Raw genomic sequence first — 16,733 nt, 5'->3', positions numbered from 1 at the left:
GGCAGCGGCCCGCTCGGCGGCAACTCCGTCGTCGTCATCCCGCTGGCACTGGCCTTCGCCGCCGGCCTGCCGGCGCTGAGCGGCCGGTACCGGCGGCGGATCGGCTACGACCGGGAACTGGACCCCCGTCGAGCAGCGGCTGTCCGACGCCGTGCGGTACGCGCTCGTCGTCGCGGCGGTCGCGACTCGGGCCGCTGCCGCCGCAGGCGCTGCCCGAAGGCGCCCTGGTGTATGTGTGCACCCCACTCTCCGACCAGCGCGTCCTCAAGGTGCTGCACCGGATCCGCGGGCGCGCCAACCCGCTGGTCGTCGTCGAGACCGCCACCGGCGCGCCCACCGTCGAACCGGGCGACACCACCGCGGAACTCGCCCTGCGGCTGTGGCGGGCCGACCGCGACGCCATGCGGTTCGCGCTGACCGAACGGGGCATCGCCGTCGTCACCCACCGGCCGGGCGAACCCCTGGACCTGCCGCTCGTCCCGCTGCTGCGCACCGCATCCAGAAGGGAAGCCGATGAGCGCCGCCGTGGAGACCTGCTGGCCGCCCGCTGCCTGGGCACAACCCTGGCCGTCGCCGCCTGCGACCCGCCCGCCGCCCTGCACTCGACCGGCGCCGCCAAGGCGGCGGTCGTCGTGGTGGCCGGCGCCGCGTGGGCGGCCGCGCCGATGACCGACGAGCGCCCGTTGAAGAGCGCGCTGCGCTGGCCGGCGGTCGCGCTGCGCCGGCGCTCCACCCTGCTGGCCGCCGCGGCGGTCGTCATCGCCGCCCTGACCGCCCCACCGGTCTGGCTCGCCGCCCGCGTCACCGCGCTGCTGCTCGCCTGCCTCCTGGTCACCGACGCGTGGACGGCCGCTGTGAGCGCGCCGCCCGGTCCGCGCCCCCGCGGGCCCGCGCTGATCGCCGCCGCGGCCTGCCCCGTCGTCTTCCTCGCCGCCCGGGCCCCCGTCGCCGGCACCTCCTGGTCGCGGCTGCCCGCGGCCCTGGCGGTGGGGCGGCCGCGGTCTGCCTGGCCCTGCGGCGGCGCGGACTGATCCCGCGCCGCCACCCCCGCGCCGCCCCCGTCACACGTCGGCGGCGGTGTCCGCCAGCAGCTCCGCGACCTCCGCGTGCTCGGGCACACCCAGCCCGGCCAGGATCGCCAGGGCCCGCTCACGGGCGTCCCGCGCGGCGGCCGGGTCGGCCAGATCGGCGTGCACGTCGCCCAGGACCCGCAGGGCCCGCGCGTGCCACAGCGGCGCGCACTGGGCGGACCACAGCCGTACGGACGCGGTGGCCGGCTCCAGCGCGTCGGCCGGGCGGCCCAGCCGCCGCTGGTGCTCGGCCAGGGTCTGCAGGACCAGCGCCTGGCCGAACGGCTCTCCGGTGGCGCGGTAGATGCGCAGCGCGCGGCGCAGCGGCTCGCGGACGGAGTCCAGCCGGCCCCGCCGCATCCGGGCGTCGGCCAGCATCTGCAGCACGTGCGCCGTGCCGGCCGGCTCGCCGAGTTCGGTGGAGACGGCCAGCGCCCGCTGGAAGTGCCGCTCGGCCGCCTCGTGGTCGCCGCGGGCGCCCGCCAGCAGGCCCAGGCCCCGCTCGGTCTGCGCCTCGCCGCGCCGGTAGCCGGAGGCCGCCGACAGCGCCAGCGCGGCGCCGAACGCCCGCTCGGCGCGGTCGAGCTCACCGCGCTCCAGGTGGGCCACGCCCGAGCAGTGCCGGGCGTACGCCTCGGTACGGGGATAGCCGGCCGCGGCGGAGGCACGGGCCGCGGCGCCGAACGCTTGCAGCGCCTCCTCGTACCGCCCGCCGACCCGGTACTGGTGGCCGAGCCCGCTGTCGCAGACCGCCACCCCGTGGGTCTGGCCCAGCTCGGCGAACAGGGCGCGGGCCCGGGTGAAGCAGTCCACGGCGGCGGCCGACCGGTCCTGCAGGGTGTGCAGCTCGCCGAGCCCCCGCAGCACCACCGCGGTGCCGAGCCGGTCACCGGCGGCCTGCACGGCGGCCAGCGCCCGGCGGTGGGTGTCGTTCCACTCCGTGCAGTGCGCCCGTACCTCGTAGTAGGCCATCAGCGAACCGGTCAGTTCCCAGGCGGCGCCCGCGCGGCCGGTGGCGGCGGCCTGCCCGATCAGCGTCTCCAGCGCCCCGTGCTCCCGGTCGAACCACCGTAACGGGTCGGCGAGCAGCGCCTGTTCGACGCCCGGCGCGGCCGCGTACCGGGGCGTCGGCCCGGCCGGCCGGCTGAACGAGCCGTGCGGCAGCGCCGCGTCGGCCTGCTCGGCCAGCCGCAGCCAGGCGCCCAGCGCACGGTCGAGCACCGCCTCGCGCTCGGCCGCCGCGAGATCCCGCTCAGCCTGCTCCTGGGCGAACAGCCGGACCAGGTCGTGCAGCCGGTAGCGCGGCGAGCCATCCGGCCCCGGCCCGCCGGCCTCCATCATGCGGGCCGCGACCAGCTGGTCCAGCACGTCCTGCGCCTCGGCGATCGAGCAGTCCAGCAGCGCCGCGGCGCCCCACTCGGCGATGTCCGGCACCGCCAGCAGGCCGGCCCGGGTCAGCAGCAGCCGGGCCCGCTGCGGAAGCACCTGGTAGCTCAGGTTGAGACTGGCCCGCACCTCCAGGTCGCGGTGGCGCAGCTCGTCCAGCCGCCGGCGCTCGTCGGCGAGCCGGCGCACCAGGCGGGCGATCGTCCAGTGCGGATTGGCGGCCACCCGGGCTGCGGCGATCCGCAGTGCCAGCGGCAGCCGCCCGCAGAGCCGGACCAGCTCCTCGGCCATCTCCGGCTCCCTGGACAGCCGTTCGGCGCCGATCACGGTGTCCAGCAGCTCGTACGCCTCGCGCGCCGGCATCATGCCCAGCTCCAGCCGGGTCGTCGCCGGCATCCCGGACAGCGCGCTGCGGGAGGTGATCAGCACCGCCGACCGGCCGTCCGCCGGCACCAGGGAAGCCACCTGCTGCTCGGATGCCACGTCGTCGAAGACCAGCAGCAGCCGCTTCCCGGAGGTCAACGTCCGGTAGAGCGCGGCGCGTTCGGCCGGTTCCGGGATGGCCGCGCCGCCCACCCCCAGGGCCCGCAGCAGCCGCGCGCAGACGTCGGCCGCCTCCGTGTCCGGCGCGCTCTCCACGTACAACTGGCCGTCCGGGTAGATCGCGCGGCTCAGGTGCGCGGCCTGGAGGGCCAGGCTGGTCTTGCCGACGCCGCCGGGACCGGTGACGATCGCCACCCGGGCCCGGCCGCCCTCGGCCGGCGGACCGTGCAACCAGTCGCGCAGCTCGCCGAGTTCGGCGGCGCGGCCGGTGAAGTCGCCGATGGCGGCCGGCAGCTGGTGCGGCCGCGGGGCGGGCGGCTCCGGTTCCGGGACCGGCCGCGTCACCGCCCGGCCGGCGTCCGGCTCCGGCTCCGGTTCGGCCCCGGTGTCCAGGCCCGGTTCCGCCCGCAGGATCGCCTGGTGCAGCCGGGCCACCCGCGGGCCCGGCTCGACCCCCAGCTCGGCCGTGAGCCGGCCGCGCAGCATCCGGTACACGCTCAGCGCGTCGGCCTGCCGGCCGCACCGGTACAGGGCGAGCATCAGCTGCTCGGCGAACCGTTCCCGCAGCGGGTGCGCGGCGACCTGCCGGGCGAGTTCTGCCGCCCACCGCCGGTGCCGGCCCAGCCGCAGGTCGATGTCGGCGTGCTCCTCGACGGCGGCCAGCCGCAGTTCGCCGAGCCGGTCCCGCTCCGTGTCGAAGAACGGGCTGTCCAGCCCGGTCAGCGCCGGGCCGGTCCACAGCGCGTCCGCCCGCTCCAACTCCCGCGAGGCGGACTCCAGGTCGCCGGCCGCGCGGTGGACCCGGGCCCGCGCGGTCCGTTCCTCGAACGCGGCCAGGTCGAGGGCGGCCGGACCCGCCGGGACGCAGTAGCCGTAACCCGCCCACGGCAGCGCGTCGCCGCCGCCGAGCCGCCGGCGGAGCCTGCCGACGTACTTGCTGACCACGTTCGGACCGTCGGCCGGCGGCTCGTCGTCCCACACCGCGTGCAGGATGTCGCGCGTCGGCACCACCTGGCCGGCCCGCAGCAGCAGCGTGGCCAGCACCGCCCGCTGCTTGTGCGGCCCGAGGTCGACCTCCCGGCCGTCGCGCCACGCGCCGACCGCGCCCAGCAGCCGGTAGCCGACCGTGCCGGCCCGGCCGGTGCGGTCGTCCGCGGACCCCGCCGGCTGTTCCCCCATCCGAGCGCTCCCCCTGGTGGCTCCCGCGTCCTGCGGCTGCCGAGCATAGCCAGCGCTTTCCGGACCGGCCGCCATGCACACGGATCCTTCGCAACCCGGCCGGCCGCACCCGCCGTCCGCCGATGGCACCGCGATGGCACCGCACCGGCACCGCTCAGGAGGACGATCACCGTGGCGGCGGTCCGATGGCCGTCACGGGGGACCGTCACGGGGGCGGTCCGCGCCGCGCCGTTCCGCCCCGCGCGCGGTGCGGCGCGGACCGGTCGCCCGCCCGGCCTCCCCGAGCGCCTCCCGAGCCGTTCAGCGGGCCGGCGCCCACGGCCGAAAGCCCCGCTTCCCGCTGGTACCTGCGACGCCTTTGCCGCCTGCGGGCCGCGCCGGCCGGCCCCTCCTCACCGTCGCCCGCACCCGCACCTGCACCGCCTGCCGGGAACGGGTCCGGGCGCCGCTCGGCGCCCGCCCCGAGCCCTTCCCGTACCTCCGCGAGACGGCCTGCCCCTCCGGCCGGGACCGGGGCGACGCCCTCCGGCGGCGGCGCCGGGTGCGGTAGGTTGGGCCCGCGCGGGCACACCGCGCGACCGCGAGCCGAGGAGGTGGGACCGATCACCGCCAGTTCAGGACGGGCGCTCCCGCCGTACGGCCGCGTGGCCTGACAGCCCGCCGCGCGGCGCCGGGGAGTGCCCCGGGCTCCCCGAAAGGCTCTCATGCAGGACTCTTCCCGCACCTCCTCCCCAGATCCCGCCTCATCCGCCGCACCGCCGCCCGAGGCCGCGCCGCCCGAGCCGTCCACGGTGTCCGCGCCGCCACCGCTGCCGGAGTCCGAGGTGGTCCGGCTGCTCCGGGCGGCCGGCTGCGTCTTCGCCGAGGACGAGGCGCGGCTGCTGACGGCCGCCGCCCGCGACGCCGGCGAACTGCGCGGCATGGTGGAACGCCGGGCCGGCGGCCTGCCGCTGGAACACGTCGTCGGCTGGGCCGAGTTCGCCGGCCGGCGGATCGCCGTCGACCCCGGTGTCTTCGTACCCCGGCGGCGGACCGAGTTCCTGGTCGGCGAGGCGGTCGCGCTCGGCCGCGCCGGCGCGGTCGTGGTCGACCTGTGCTGCGGCTCGGGCGCCGTCGGCGCCGCGATCGCCGCGGCCCTGGGCGGCGTGGACCTGCACGCCGCCGACCTCGACCCGGCCGCCGTACGCTGCGCCCGCCGCAACGTGGCACCGGCCGGCGGCCACGTCCACCAGGGCGACCTCTTCGCACCGCTGCCGCCGCGGCTGCGCGGCCGGGTGGACGTCCTCGCCGCCAACGTCCCGTACGTACCGACCGGCGCGGTCGGCCTGCTGCCCGCCGAGGCCCGCGACCACGAGGCGCGGATCGCCCTCGACGGCGGCCCCGACGGCCTCGACGTGCTCCGCCGGGTCGCCGCCGAGGCCCGGTACTGGCTCGCGCCCGGCGGTTCGCTGCTTTCCGAGACCAGTGGCCGGCAGGCCGGCCGCGCGGTGCGGATCGTCCGCGCGGGCGGCCTGGAGCCACGGCTGGCCACCGACGAGGACCGCGGCGCGACGGTGGTGATCGGCACCCGGCCGGCCGCCTGACGCCTCCGCGCTCCGGAGGGGGCGGCCGCCGACCGGGGCGGACCGTCCCCTCCGCTCAGAGCGCCGGGTCCCGCTGCTCCGCCGGGCGCAGTCCCGCCGACCATTTCTCCTCGATGTTGCCGAGTTTCCAGACGGCGAGGGCGGTGGCCCAGGTGAGGAAGAAGAGGCCGACGATGACGTAGCCGATGATGTTGAGGTCAAGGCCGCCGACCCAGTTCCAGAAGAGGCCGTGCAGGCCGGCCTTGTCGGCGATGAGGCCGAGGAGTTCGACGGTGCCGATGATGAGGGCGACGGCGACGGACAGGCCGGTGATGGTGAGGTTGTAGTAGACCTTGCGGACCGGCTTGGAGAAGGCCCACTCGTAGGCGAAGTTCATGAACGAGCCGTCGATGGTGTCCAGCAGGCACATCCCGGCGGCGAACAGGACCGGCAGGCACAGGATCGCGTACCAGGGCAGGCCGGAGGCTGCGCCGGAGCCGGCCAGCACCAGCAGCGCGATCTCGGTCGCGGTGTCGAAGCCCAGGCCGAAGAGCAGGCCCAGCGGGTACATCTGCCACGGCTTGGTGATCGACTTCATGAGGCGGCCGAGGACGCGGTTCATGAGGCCCCGGTTGTTGAGCTGCTCCTCCAACGCCGCCTCGTCGAAGTGGCCCTGGCGCATCCGCCGGAAGACCTTCCAGATCCCGGCCAGGATCACCAGGTTGATGAACGCGATGACGTACAGGAACGTGCCGGAGACCGTGGTGCCGATCCAGCCGGTGACGCTGTGCAGCTGCGAGTCGTCGTCCTCCACCGGGTCGGCCAGCTCCCGCACGCCCAGCGAGAGGAGGAAGGCGAGGCCGAAGACGATGCTGGAGTGGCCGAGGGAGAACCAGAAGCCGACCGACAGCGGGCGCTTGCCCTCGCCCATCAGCTTGCGGGTGGTGTTGTCGATGGCGGCGATGTGGTCGGCGTCGAAGGCGTGCCGCATGCCGAGGGTGTAGGCGGTCACCCCGATACCGATCCCGAAGGACTTCGTACCCAGGCTGTAGTGCTCGGGAGCGACGATCGCGACCAGCGTGAACCAGCCGACGACGTGCAGCGCCACGATGAACACGGCCATACCGCCCAGGCGCGTCCACTCCGCCCGGGACATCGACATCCGGCGCCGGCGGGACCCGGCACCGGCCGGGGCCTCGGTGGTGGTGGTCATGGCTGCGTCCTCCGTGGAGCGGGCGGTGTGGGCGGCTACTCGCAGCAGGCTACTAGTTGCGATCCATTTGCAATAGGGCGCCAGGACTTGTTGCCGGCCACTCCCACCAGGAACGGAGGCGCGACCGCGGCGACCGCCCCGCGCACACGCGGTCGCGCCCGCCCGGACCGTCCGGCCCCGCGGACGGGCGCACCGCGCGTCCGCGGGGCCGCGTGCCCGGCCCGGCGGCGCGGGCCGGGCACGCGGCCCCGGTCACGGCCGTCCGGAACGCCCGGCAGAGCTGCCTTCGTCCTGATTGACGCACGGCGGACGCCCCGCCTACGCTCCTTGCCGTAGTGATGATGTGGGGAAGCTGGTGGGAATCCAGCACGGTCGCGCCACTGTGAGCCCGCTGTCCGAGGACGGCAGGGGAGTCAGACACCCACCCGTCACGACGCCCATGGAACAGGGACGCACGATCCCCCAAGGAGGGCTTGCCTTGAGCACCGTTTCCGCTCCCCGCCCGGCTGTCACGCCGGTCGTCCTGCCGGTCTCCAGAGCCGTGCTCTGGCTCGTCGGCACCTCGCTCCTGGCGCTCGCCGCCTACTACTTCATCGGTGTCGACCAGGGCGCCGTCTCGGTGTTCGGCAAGGACATGCACATCCACGAGTTCGTCCACGACGCGCGTCACTTCCTCGGCTTCCCCTGCCACTGACGCCCGGCACCCCGTCACCCGACGTACGGACGACCCGACATGGAAAAGAAACTCATCCTGCGCGGCCTGCTGGCCGGCGCAGCCGGCGGGCTGCTCGCCTTCCTCTTCGCCCGGATCTTCGCCGAACCGCAGATCGGCAGGGCGATCGACTACGAGAGCGGCCGGGACGCCGCCCAGGCCGCGCTCGACAAGGCGGCCGGTCTCCCGCCCGAGGCCGCCGGGCCCGACCTGTTCAGCCGCACGATCCAGGCCGACGTCGGCATCGGCGTCGGAACGATCGTCTTCGGCATGGCGATGGGCGCGCTGTTCGCCGTCGCCTACGCCGTCTGCCTCGGCCGGGTCGGCGGGCTGCGCGCCCGCGGCCTGGCGCTGACCGTGGCGGCCGGCGGCTTCCTCGGCGTGTACCTGGTGCCGTTCCTGAAGTACCCGGCCAACCCGCCCGCGATCGGGCACGAGGAGACCATCAAGGCCCGCAGCGGCCTCTACCTGGTCATGGTGGTGTGCTCGGTGGCGTTTCTGGCCGGCGCCTGCTGGCTCGGCAGGCGCCTCCAGGCGCGGTTCGGCAACGGGAACGCCGTCCTGCTGGCCGGCGCCGCCTTCGCCGTCGCGATCGGCGCCGTCATGCTGATCCTGCCCTCGCTCGGCCATCTCGGCTACAACAGGCAGCACTTCGGCGACCACGCCACCGAGACACCGCTCCCGCTGCGGGGCCCCGACGGCACCGTCGTCTATCCGGGCTTCCCGGCCGACGTGCTCTACTCCTTCCGCTTGTACTCCGTGGCCGCCCAGCTGCTGCTCTGGTCGGCCATCGGCCTGGTCTTCGCACCCCTGGCCGAACGCCTCCTGCACCCCCGTCCGGGCGCCGCCACCTCGCGGGAGCCGGCCCCGGTCCCCGTATGAGCGCGTCCGGAGCGCGGGAGCCGGGCGCGGTGATCGCGGAGATCACCGCGCTCGGCCCCTTCTTCGCGCTGGCGGCCGACGGCGGCCGCGGTCCCGGCTGGCAGCCGCTGTCCGCGCCCCTGCTGGCCGAGCGGGTCGGCGCGGTACGCCGGTGGCTGGCCGCCGCCGGGGGCCGGCCGGCCGACGCCGTCGAACCGCGTGTCGCCGCCTCCGTCGCCCACCTCGGGCTCGCCGCCCGGCTGGTGTCGCCCGCGCTGGCCGCCGCCGTGCTCCACGGCCGTCCGCTGCTGTTCACCCTGGAGGAGGTCCGCTGGCGGCCGGTGCTCGGCGGCCCCGTGCCGCTGTCGCTGCCGCCGCGCGCCCTCGGCGGGCCGTGCCGTACCCCTGAAGCCCTCGCCGACCGGCTGGCGGCCGGCCTGCTGGCCGGACCGCTGGAGGAACTGGGCGCCGCCTTCGGCGTGTTCGGTGTCTCCCGGCACATCCTGCGCGGCAACACCGCCTCGGCGGTGGGCGGCGCCGCCGCGGCGCTCACCCGCAGCCGGCCCGAACAGGCGGCCGCCACCGGCCGGTTCACCGCTCTGCTGCTGGGCAGGCCGCCGCTGGCGGGAGAGGGCACCACCGCCGACGGGATCTTCCGCCGCCGCAGCTGCTGCCTGATCTACCGGGCCGCTCCCGGCGGCCGGGGCGCGCTGTGCGGGGACTGCGCCCTTGACCGGCGGCCGGCCGCCGGCCGTGTGCCAGACTCCCCGTCGTGAAACAGATCTACGTCATCGGCATCGGCGCGGGCGACCCCGAACACCTCACCTTGGAGGCGCTGGGCGCCCTCGGCCGTACCGACGTGTTCTTCCTGCTGGACAAGGGGGCGGACAAGGCCGACCTGGTGGCCCTGCGCGAGCTGATCCTCCAGCGGCACGCGATCCGGCCGCACCGCGTGGTCACCGTCCCCGACCCCGAGCGGGACCGCGCCGCGCCCGCGCAGGGATACGCGCCCGCCGTCGACGACTGGCGGCGCCGCCGCGCCGACGTCTACCAGCGGCTGATCGCCGAGGAACTGCCCGCGGGGGCCTGCGGGGCCTTCCTGGTCTGGGGGGACCCGGCGCTCTACGACAGCACACTCGGCATCCTGGAGGAGGTGCACGCCCGCGGCACCGAGGAGTTCGGCTGGACGGTGGTGCCGGGCATCAGCAGTGTCGCCCTGCTCGCCGCCCGGCACCGTACCGGCCTCAACCGGGTCGGGCGCCCGTTGCAGATCACCACCGGGCGCCGGCTCGCCGAGGAGGGGCTGCCCGACGGCGTCGACGACGTGGTGGTGATGCTCGACGCGCGGCAGGCGTTCGGCCGGTTCACCGGGCAGCACCTGCACATCCACTGGGGCGCCTACCTCGGCACCCCCGACGAGATCCTGCTGGCCGGACCGCTGGACGAGACGCTGGCCGACCGGATCCGTACCGTCCGGGCCGAGGCGCGGGCCCGCAAGGGCTGGATCATGGACACCTATCTGCTGCGCAGGACCGGCGGCCGCCCGACCGGCGGGCGCTGATGCGGCGGGTGCTGATCCTCGGCGGCACCGCGCAGGCCCGCACCCTGGCGGCCGACCTGGCCGCCGACCCTGCGCTGGAGGTGACCAGTTCGCTGGCCGGGCGCACCGCCGCGCCGCGGCTGCCGGCCGGCCGGACCCGTACCGGCGGCTTCGGGGGAGCGGCGGGCCTGGCCGGGTGGCTGCGGGAGCAGCGGATCGACGCCGTGGTCGACGCCACCCACCCGTTCGCCGCGGACATCAGCCGGAACGCCGCCGACGCGGCGGCGTCGGCGGGCGTCCCGCTGCTCGCGCTGCGCGGGCCCGGCTGGACCGCGGGCCCCGGCGACCGCTGGCACTGGGCCGCCACCGTGGCCGAGGCCGCCGAACTGCTGCCCGCGCTCGGCAGCCGGGCGTTCCTCACCATCGGCCGCCAGGGGCTGGCCGCCTTCGCCGGGCTGGACCTGCACCTGGTGGCGCGCATGGTCGGGCCTCCGGCGCCGCCACTGCCCCGCGACCTCGAACTCCTGCTGTCCCGGGGCCCGTTCACCCTCGCGGGCGAACGCGCGCTGCTGGCCCGGCACCGCGTCGACGTACTCGTCACCAAAGACAGCGGCAGCCCGGCCACCGCCGCCAAACTCACCGCGGCCCGCGAGGCCGCGCTGCCGGTGCTGATCGTCCGCCGGCCCCCGCCGGCCGCCGGGACGCCGGCCGTCACCGACCCGGCCGAGGCCGCGGCCTGGCTCCGGGCGCACGGCTGACCGGTCGGGCGCCTCCCACCCCGGCGGCCACCCCACACGGCGCCCGGTGGACCGGTGCCGCCCCGTCAGCCCACCAACTCCCGTACCAGCGCCGCCACCTGCTCCACCTCAAGCAGGAAACCGTCGTGGCCGTACGGCGACTCGACCACCCGCAGCCCGTCCGCGCCCGGGATGCCCGCCGCCAACTCGGCCTGCTGCGACAGGGGGTAGAGCCGGTCGGAGTCGACGCCGGCCACCACGGTGGGGACGGTGACACCGCGCAGGGCGGCCCGCACGCCGCCCCGGCCGCGGCCCACGTCGTGGGCGTTCATCGCCTCGCTGAGGACGACGTAACTGGCCGCGTCGAACCGCCGTACCAGCTTGCCGGCGTGGTGGTCGAGATAGGACTGCACCGCGTAGCGGCCGCCCCGCCAGGGGTCCTCCGCGCCCTGCGGGTCGCGGCCGAAGCGGGCCCGCAGCTCGCCCTCGCTGCGGTAGGTGATGTGGGCCAGCCGGCGGGCGAGCCCCAGACCGCCGTGCGGTCCGCCGCCCGGGCCGGCGTCGTGGTAGTCGCCGCCGCGCCAGTTGGGGTCGGCCTTTATGGCGTGCACCTGCGCCGTGGCCCAGGCGATCTGCTCGGCGCTGGCGGCGGCGGTGGACGCCAGCAGTAAGAGCGCCCCGGTCCGCTCCGGGTGGCCGATCGCCCACTCCAGGGCCCGCATCCCGCCCATCGAGCCGCCGACCACCACCGCCCAGCGGTCGATGCCGAGCCCGCCCGCCAGCTCCGCCTCGGCCGCCACCTGGTCGCGCTGGGTCAGGAACGGGAACGAACCGCCCCAGCGCCGCCCGTCGGGACGGTACTCCGCGGGCCCGGTACTGCCCTGACAGCCGCCCAGCACGTTCGGCGCCACCACGAACCAGCGGTCGGTGTCCAGCGCCCGGCCCGGACCGATCAGCCCGTCCCACCAGCCCGCCGACGGATGCCCCGGCTCCGCGGGACCCGAGACATGGCTGTCGCCGGTCAGCGCGTGCAGCACCAGTACCGCGTTGGAGCCGTCGGCGGCGAGCCGGCCCCAGGTTTCGTACGCCAACCGGACGCCGGGCAGTTCGCCGCCGGCCTCCAGCCGCAGGGGCCGCCGCTGCTCGAACCAGCGGCGGCGGCCCGGCGGGTCCCCCTGCTGCCAGGCCCCGGTGGCCGGCAGCAGGGAGGAACCCGCGGTCGTATCGGCGGACATGCTCAGGACGCGGCCTTCGCCGAGCGGAAACCCGCCTCCAGGTCGGCCTTGAGGTCGTCCAGGTTCTCGATGCCGACCGACAGCCGCACCAGCCCCGGCGAGGTGCCGGTCGCGGCGAGCTGCTCCGCGTCGAGCTGGCTGTGAGTGGTCGATGCCGGGTGGATGATCAGACTGCGCACGTCGCCGATGTTAGCCAAGTGACTGAAGAGCCGCACGGCGTCCACGAAATTCCTGCCGGCCTCGGCCCCGTCGCGCAGCTCGAAGGCCAGCACGGCACCCGAACCGCGCGGCAGATAGCGCTGCGCGGCCTCGTGCCAGCGGCTCGACGCCAGCCCCGGGTAGTGCACCACCGACACCTCGTCCCGCTCCTGGAGCCACTGCGCGAGCGCCAGCGCGTTGGCGGAGTGCCGCTCCAGCCGCAGCGACAGCGTCTCCACCCCCTGGAGCAGCAGGAACGCCGAGTGCGGGGACAGCGCCGGGCCGAGGTCGCGCAGCAGCTGCACCCGCAGCTTGACGGCGAACGCGCCGGGCCCCAGCGCCGGCCAGTACTGGAGTCCGTGGTAACTGGGGTCCGGGGCGGTGAAGTCCGCGAAGCGCTCGGCGTGCGCCCCGAAGTCGAAGGTGCCGCCGTCCACCACCACGCCGCCGATGGTCGTGCCGTGGCCGCCGAGGAACTTCGTCGCCGAGTGCACCACGACGTCCGCGCCGTGCTCGATCGGCCGCAGCAGGAACGGCGTGGGCACCGTGTTGTCCACGATCAGCGGCACTCCGGCGGCGTGCGCCGCGTCGGCCACCGCCCGTACGTCGAGAACGTTGCCGCGCGGGTTGCCGAGCGTCTCGGCGAAGAACGCCTTGGTGTTCGGCCGGACCGCGGCCCGCCACGCCTCGATGTCGTCCGGGTCGTCGACGAAGGACACCTCGAGGCCGAACTTGGGCAGCGTGTGGCGGAACAGGTTGTACGTGCCGCCGTACAGCGACGCGCTCGACACGATGTGGTCCCCCGCGCCGGCCAGCGTCAGCAGCGCCAGCGTCTCCGCGGCCTGCCCCGAGGCCACCGCCACGGCGGCGACCCCGCCCTCCAGCGCGGCGATCCGCTGCTCGAACACGTCCTGCGTCGGGTTGTGGATGCGGGTGTAGATGTTGCCGGGCTCGGCCAGCGAGAACAGGTCGGCGGCGTGCCGGGTGTCGCGGAACACGAAGGACGTCGTCTGGTAGATCGGCACCGCCCGTGCCCCGGTCGCCGGGTCGGGCTGCGCGCCGGCGTGCACCTGCTGGGTCTCGAACGACCAGTCGGGCAGGTCGTCCGCCGGGGTCTGGTCCGGGGTGTGCCCCGCGGTCACGGAGTCGGTGGGCTGGCTCATGGTGGTGCTCCCTCAGTGGCATGCGGTGAGGCTGTGCGGCTCGGTCGGCACAGCTGCCAGGACCCTCCGGGGGGGCCTGGACGGGGTCGGTGAAGGTGCGGCATCGCGGGCCCGCACCCGGCCACGCGGGGCGCCGGGCACGCGACCGGCCGGCGTCCTGCGGCGGGGGCGGGCCCGCACCCCTCAGGGGGAGTGGCCGGGCGATGCGTCCGGCGGCCGGGGAAGGCGGACGCCGGGGGCGCGCGGTCAGCGCGCGACGGGACAGGCCATGTTCGTGACCCGCACGTAGTCCACGTGGCGGCGCATCACGAGTGGCGTCATGCGGCCATCGAACCACAGCGCCACCCCGCCCGTCTGCCCCGCGGGCCAAGTCGGCCGGGCTACCCGGTATGACCTCGGTCTCCCACCGCCCGGCCGGCGGGGCGGCCCGCCGTGGCGTACGCAACCGGGCCCGCCGGGCCGGCCGCGGCCTGTTCCGCGTGCTCACGGCGGGTGACCACTGCTCCGGATAGGCGGCATCGGCCGGGCCGGGGCATCATGGACAGGTCCGGTGAAAGGCCGGCGGAACGGGCGGCGGGGCACCAGGATCCCGCACCGCCTGTCGGGAGGTACGCATGGAATACCCGGAAACCTACGAACTCCTCTTCGAGGAGCCGGCGGCCGGGCACGACCGTGTCACCGTCCATCGCACGCAGCAGTCGGGCGCGAGCGGCGCGCCGATCTACGAGGACGAGACCGGTATCGTCCGCGCCGAGATCAACGCGGAGGGCGAGATCCGGATGGTGGCCAGCGGCGGCCAGCAGGCTCCCGCGGTACCCCGCGTCATCCGCCCCCCGACCAGCTGACGGCGCCCGCGGCGGGCGGACCCGGCCCCGGTGGACCGGCTCCGCCCGCCGCGGCGTGCCCCGGGCGTCATGCCCGCCGCCGGCCGCCCTCCACCAGCAGCACCCGGTCGCGCGCCGCCATCACCGACGCCGACAGGCTCGCGATGTCGTAGGCGCCGTGGTGGCGGCGGCCGTTGACGAAGAACGTCGGGGTGCCCGACACCCCGCTCTCGTCGGCCGACTCCAGGTCCCGCGCCACCTCCGGCCGGCCCGCCCGCGACCTCAGCGCCGCCCGGAAGGCGTCCACGTCCAGCCCGATCTCGGCGGCGTACCGCAGAAGATCCTTGACGTTCAGCGCCTCCTGGTTCTCGAACAGCCTGTCGTGCATGTCCCAGAACCGGCCCTGGAGCGAGGCCGCCTCCGACGCCTCGGCCGCCAGTTGGGCGTGCGGGTGCACATCGGGCAGCGGCAGGTGCCGCCACACGTACCGCACGTCGCCGAAGTCGGCGAGCAGCTCGCGGACCACGTCCTCGGCCTGCCCGCAGTAGGGGCACTCGAAGTCGCCGTACTCCACCACGGTGACCGGCGCGTCCATCGGCCCGCGCACGTGGTCGCGCCCGGAGTCCACCGGGTCGGCCAGGTCCACCACCGACTGCGCGGTGCCCAGCATCGCCCGCGCCCGCCGCTCCTCGGGCAGCCGCGCCGCCACCAGCGCGATCGCCGTGGTGGCCAGCATGGCGAAGACGACCGCGCTCAGCACCCCGATCTTCGCCTGGTCCAGCTGCCGGCCGTGGAAGGCGAGGGTGGCGATCAGCAGCGACACGGTGAAGCCGATGCCCGCGATGGAACCGCCGCCCAGCACCGCCCCCCAGCCCACCGGCGGCCGCATCCGGCCCCGGCTCAGCCGGGTACTGAGCGCCGACGCCCCGAAGATGCCGATCGGCTTGCCCAGCCCGTAGCCGAGCAGGATGCCCAGCGTGATCGGCGAGGTGAAGGCTTCCCTCAGCAGCGGACCGCTGATCTGGATCCCGGCGTTGGCCAGCGCGAACAGCGGCACGATCACGTAGCTGCTCCACGGGTGCCACAGCCGCTGCAACCGGTCGTTGGGCGACAGCGCCGAGGCGATGCCGAGCCGGGCCTCCCGCTCCAACTCGGCGGTTGGCTGCTCCCGGAAGGACCGGAACAGGCCGGTGGCCCGCTCCAGCGCGTCCCGGGACGCCGGATACGCGTACGACATCAGGCCGAGGAGCAGGCCGACCACCAGCGGGTCCACCCCGGAGTGCAGGAACGCCACCCACGCCGTGACTCCCAGCACCCCGTACACCAGGCCGCGCCGCACCCCGTAGCCGCGCACGACCGCCGCGACCGCCAGCACGCCCACACCGATCAGCAGCGCCGTCCAGGAGATGTGATCGCTGTACGCCACCGCGATCACCGCCAGCGCCACGAAGTCGTCCACCACCGCGACGGTCAGGATGAAGGTGTGCAGCCGGCGCGGGAACCGCGAGCCGAGCAGCGTCAGCATGCCCAGCGCGAACGCGGTGTCGGTGGACATCGCGGTGCCCCAGCCGTGCGCCGAGGAGCGGCCGGCGTTCACCGCCAGGTAGATCGCCACCGGCACCACCATGCCGCAGATCCCGGCCAGCAGCGGCAGCGGGATGCGGCGCCGGTCGCGCAGCTCACCCATGTCGAACTCGCGGCGCGCCTCCAGCCCGACCACCAGGAAGAACAGCGTCATCAGGCCGCTGTTCACCCAGTCGCGCAGGTCCAGGTCGACCCCGTGGCCGCCCAGCCGCACCGACAGGCGGGTGTGCCACAGCGTCTCGTAGCTGTCGGGCGCCACGTTCACCCAGATCAGCGCCGCCACCGTCGCGGCCAGCAGCACGGCCGCGCTGCCGGTCTCGGTGCGGATGTACGCCCACGCCGAGGCCGCGGTCGTACGGTCGTGCTCGGTCCGACTCGTCAAGGACGCAGTAAGGCCCCGGAACATCCAGCCTCCCACCACTACGATGCCTGCCCACACCTTGGCACGAGCCGGCGGCGGACACGCGCCCGGTCACCGGCCGGATCCGCTCCCGCCGCCCGCGCCGCCGCCCCGCCCGGTCCGCGCCGCGGCCGGTCCACCACGATTGCCGGGCGGCGGGAACCGCCGGCGTGCGGCCGGCGTATTCCGTAAGGACCGCCGCCGACCGCGGAACGATTCCAGGTGGGAGGATGGTCACGTCGAGGAGTTCAGCACGACGACGAGGGGGCGGCCGTCGATGGCGCGGGACGACGCTGTGATCGGCTGCACCGGGGAACTGCTCATCGCCACCCGGGGGAGCGCCGGACCGGGAGAGGTCCTGGTCCGGGTCCGGGGCGGGTCCGAGGCGTTCCTCGCCTGGTCCGAGGATCCCCTGCCCAGGGGCTCGACGGTGCTCGTGGTGGATTCCCGCGGCACCCGGCAGGTGGACGTCATCGAGTGGGCCGACCCCCTGGAAGCGCCGGCCGGCTGAGCCGCGCTACGAAGG

The 16,733-nt window shown here is 75.6% G+C and carries 14 protein-coding genes and 1 riboswitch; of the genes, 9 read left to right on the top strand and 5 right to left on the bottom strand.

Features of this window, described 5'->3' with window-relative positions; all coding sequences use genetic code 11:
* Positions 1-233 precede the first annotated feature (233 nt).
* Positions 234-1,031 carry a hypothetical protein gene (locus RLT57_RS00540; RefSeq protein ID WP_311295357.1) on the top strand — a complete coding sequence of 266 codons (798 nt, stop codon included), beginning with the start codon at positions 234-236 and terminating at the stop codon, positions 1,029-1,031.
* A 30-nt stretch (positions 1,032-1,061) separates the two neighbouring features.
* Here RLT57_RS00540 and RLT57_RS00535 read toward each other — a convergent pair whose 3' ends face one another.
* Positions 1,062-4,178 carry an AfsR/SARP family transcriptional regulator gene (locus RLT57_RS00535; protein WP_311295356.1) on the bottom strand — a complete coding sequence of 1,039 codons (3,117 nt, stop codon included), beginning with the start codon at positions 4,176-4,178 and terminating at the stop codon, positions 1,062-1,064.
* A 704-nt stretch (positions 4,179-4,882) separates the two neighbouring features.
* Here RLT57_RS00535 and RLT57_RS00530 point away from each other — a divergent pair.
* Positions 4,883-5,761 (top strand): putative protein N(5)-glutamine methyltransferase, encoded by an 879-nt coding sequence (locus RLT57_RS00530; protein WP_311295355.1) that lies wholly within the window; start codon positions 4,883-4,885, stop codon positions 5,759-5,761.
* 55 nt (positions 5,762-5,816) lie between these two features.
* On the opposite strand, the gene RLT57_RS00525 is transcribed toward RLT57_RS00530, so the two are convergent.
* Positions 5,817-6,953, bottom strand: a complete 1,137-nt coding sequence (locus RLT57_RS00525; RefSeq protein WP_311295354.1) for a HoxN/HupN/NixA family nickel/cobalt transporter — start codon at positions 6,951-6,953, stop codon at positions 5,817-5,819.
* A gap of 345 nt (positions 6,954-7,298) precedes the next feature.
* Positions 7,299-7,376, top strand: a riboswitch (cobalamin riboswitch).
* 55 nt (positions 7,377-7,431) lie between these two features.
* Between RLT57_RS00525 and RLT57_RS00520 the strand changes: the two genes are divergently transcribed.
* Genes RLT57_RS00520 through RLT57_RS00500 form a run of 5 tightly spaced genes read left to right on the top strand, consistent with a single transcriptional unit; the run spans position 7,432 to position 10,824 of the window.
* Positions 7,432-7,647, top strand: coding sequence for a CbtB domain-containing protein (locus RLT57_RS00520; protein WP_311295353.1), 216 nt, complete (start codon positions 7,432-7,434; stop codon positions 7,645-7,647).
* A 39-nt stretch (positions 7,648-7,686) separates the two neighbouring features.
* Positions 7,687-8,547: a CbtA family protein gene (locus RLT57_RS00515; RefSeq protein ID WP_311295352.1), complete on the top strand. Its 861-nt coding sequence runs from the start codon at positions 7,687-7,689 to the stop codon at positions 8,545-8,547.
* Positions 8,544-9,302, top strand: a complete 759-nt coding sequence (locus RLT57_RS00510; protein ID WP_311295351.1) for a (2Fe-2S)-binding protein — start codon at positions 8,544-8,546, stop codon at positions 9,300-9,302. The genes RLT57_RS00515 and RLT57_RS00510 overlap by 4 nt, the downstream gene beginning before the upstream one ends.
* Positions 9,299-10,087: a precorrin-6A synthase (deacetylating) gene (gene cobF, locus RLT57_RS00505; protein ID WP_311295350.1), complete on the top strand. Its 789-nt coding sequence runs from the start codon at positions 9,299-9,301 to the stop codon at positions 10,085-10,087. The genes RLT57_RS00510 and cobF overlap by 4 nt, the downstream gene beginning before the upstream one ends.
* Positions 10,087-10,824: a cobalt-precorrin-6A reductase gene (locus RLT57_RS00500; RefSeq protein ID WP_311295349.1), complete on the top strand. Its 738-nt coding sequence runs from the start codon at positions 10,087-10,089 to the stop codon at positions 10,822-10,824. Before cobF ends, RLT57_RS00500 begins: the two co-directional genes overlap by 1 nt.
* Positions 10,825-10,889: 65 nt before the next feature.
* Here RLT57_RS00500 and metX read toward each other — a convergent pair whose 3' ends face one another.
* A complete protein-coding gene (metX, locus tag RLT57_RS00495; protein ID WP_311295348.1) occupies positions 10,890-12,038 on the bottom strand; it encodes a homoserine O-acetyltransferase MetX in 1,149 nt (382 codons plus the stop codon).
* 2 nt (positions 12,039-12,040) lie between these two features.
* Positions 12,041-13,399: a bifunctional o-acetylhomoserine/o-acetylserine sulfhydrylase gene (locus RLT57_RS00490; RefSeq protein WP_311295347.1), complete on the bottom strand. Its 1,359-nt coding sequence runs from the start codon at positions 13,397-13,399 to the stop codon at positions 12,041-12,043.
* A gap of 614 nt (positions 13,400-14,013) precedes the next feature.
* Between RLT57_RS00490 and RLT57_RS00485 the strand changes: the two genes are divergently transcribed.
* Entirely contained in the window at positions 14,014-14,244 is a 231-nt protein-coding gene (locus tag RLT57_RS00485) for a DUF6296 family protein (RefSeq protein ID WP_311295346.1), read from the top strand.
* A 67-nt stretch (positions 14,245-14,311) separates the two neighbouring features.
* On the opposite strand, the gene nhaA is transcribed toward RLT57_RS00485, so the two are convergent.
* Complete coding sequence (gene nhaA / locus RLT57_RS00480) at positions 14,312-16,213, bottom strand: Na+/H+ antiporter NhaA (RefSeq protein ID WP_399127756.1); 1,902 nt, start codon at positions 16,211-16,213, stop codon at positions 14,312-14,314.
* Positions 16,214-16,484: 271 nt separating this feature from the next.
* Between nhaA and RLT57_RS00475 the strand changes: the two genes are divergently transcribed.
* Positions 16,485-16,718: a hypothetical protein gene (locus RLT57_RS00475; protein WP_311295344.1), complete on the top strand. Its 234-nt coding sequence runs from the start codon at positions 16,485-16,487 to the stop codon at positions 16,716-16,718.
* Positions 16,719-16,733: the final 15 nt, after the last annotated feature.

The organism is Streptomyces sp. ITFR-21 (assembly GCF_031844685.1).
GTDB lineage: Bacteria > Actinomycetota > Actinomycetes > Streptomycetales > Streptomycetaceae > Actinacidiphila.
The sequence above is the reverse complement of the archived record's forward strand: the minus strand, read 5'-3'. Positions and strand labels throughout refer to the sequence as shown.

Bases quoted from the DNA above. Each gene is read 5' to 3' on its own strand.
- RLT57_RS00535 (WP_311295356.1), bottom strand. From the start codon at position 4,178: ATGGGGGAACAGCCGGCGGGGTCCGCGGACGACCGCACCGGCCGGGCC.
- RLT57_RS00530 (WP_311295355.1), top strand. From the start codon at position 4,883: ATGCAGGACTCTTCCCGCACCTCCTCCCCAGATCCCGCCTCATCCGCC.
- RLT57_RS00525 (WP_311295354.1), bottom strand. From the start codon at position 6,953: ATGACCACCACCACCGAGGCCCCGGCCGGTGCCGGGTCCCGCCGGCGC.
- RLT57_RS00515 (WP_311295352.1), top strand. From the start codon at position 7,687: ATGGAAAAGAAACTCATCCTGCGCGGCCTGCTGGCCGGCGCAGCCGGC.
- RLT57_RS00510 (WP_311295351.1), top strand. From the start codon at position 8,544: ATGAGCGCGTCCGGAGCGCGGGAGCCGGGCGCGGTGATCGCGGAGATC.
- RLT57_RS00500 (WP_311295349.1), top strand. From the start codon at position 10,087: ATGCGGCGGGTGCTGATCCTCGGCGGCACCGCGCAGGCCCGCACCCTG.
- metX (WP_311295348.1), bottom strand. From the start codon at position 12,038: ATGTCCGCCGATACGACCGCGGGTTCCTCCCTGCTGCCGGCCACCGGG.
- RLT57_RS00490 (WP_311295347.1), bottom strand. From the start codon at position 13,399: ATGAGCCAGCCCACCGACTCCGTGACCGCGGGGCACACCCCGGACCAG.
- RLT57_RS00485 (WP_311295346.1), top strand. From the start codon at position 14,014: ATGGAATACCCGGAAACCTACGAACTCCTCTTCGAGGAGCCGGCGGCC.
- nhaA (WP_399127756.1), bottom strand. From the start codon at position 16,213: ATGTTCCGGGGCCTTACTGCGTCCTTGACGAGTCGGACCGAGCACGAC.
- RLT57_RS00475 (WP_311295344.1), top strand. From the start codon at position 16,485: ATGGCGCGGGACGACGCTGTGATCGGCTGCACCGGGGAACTGCTCATC.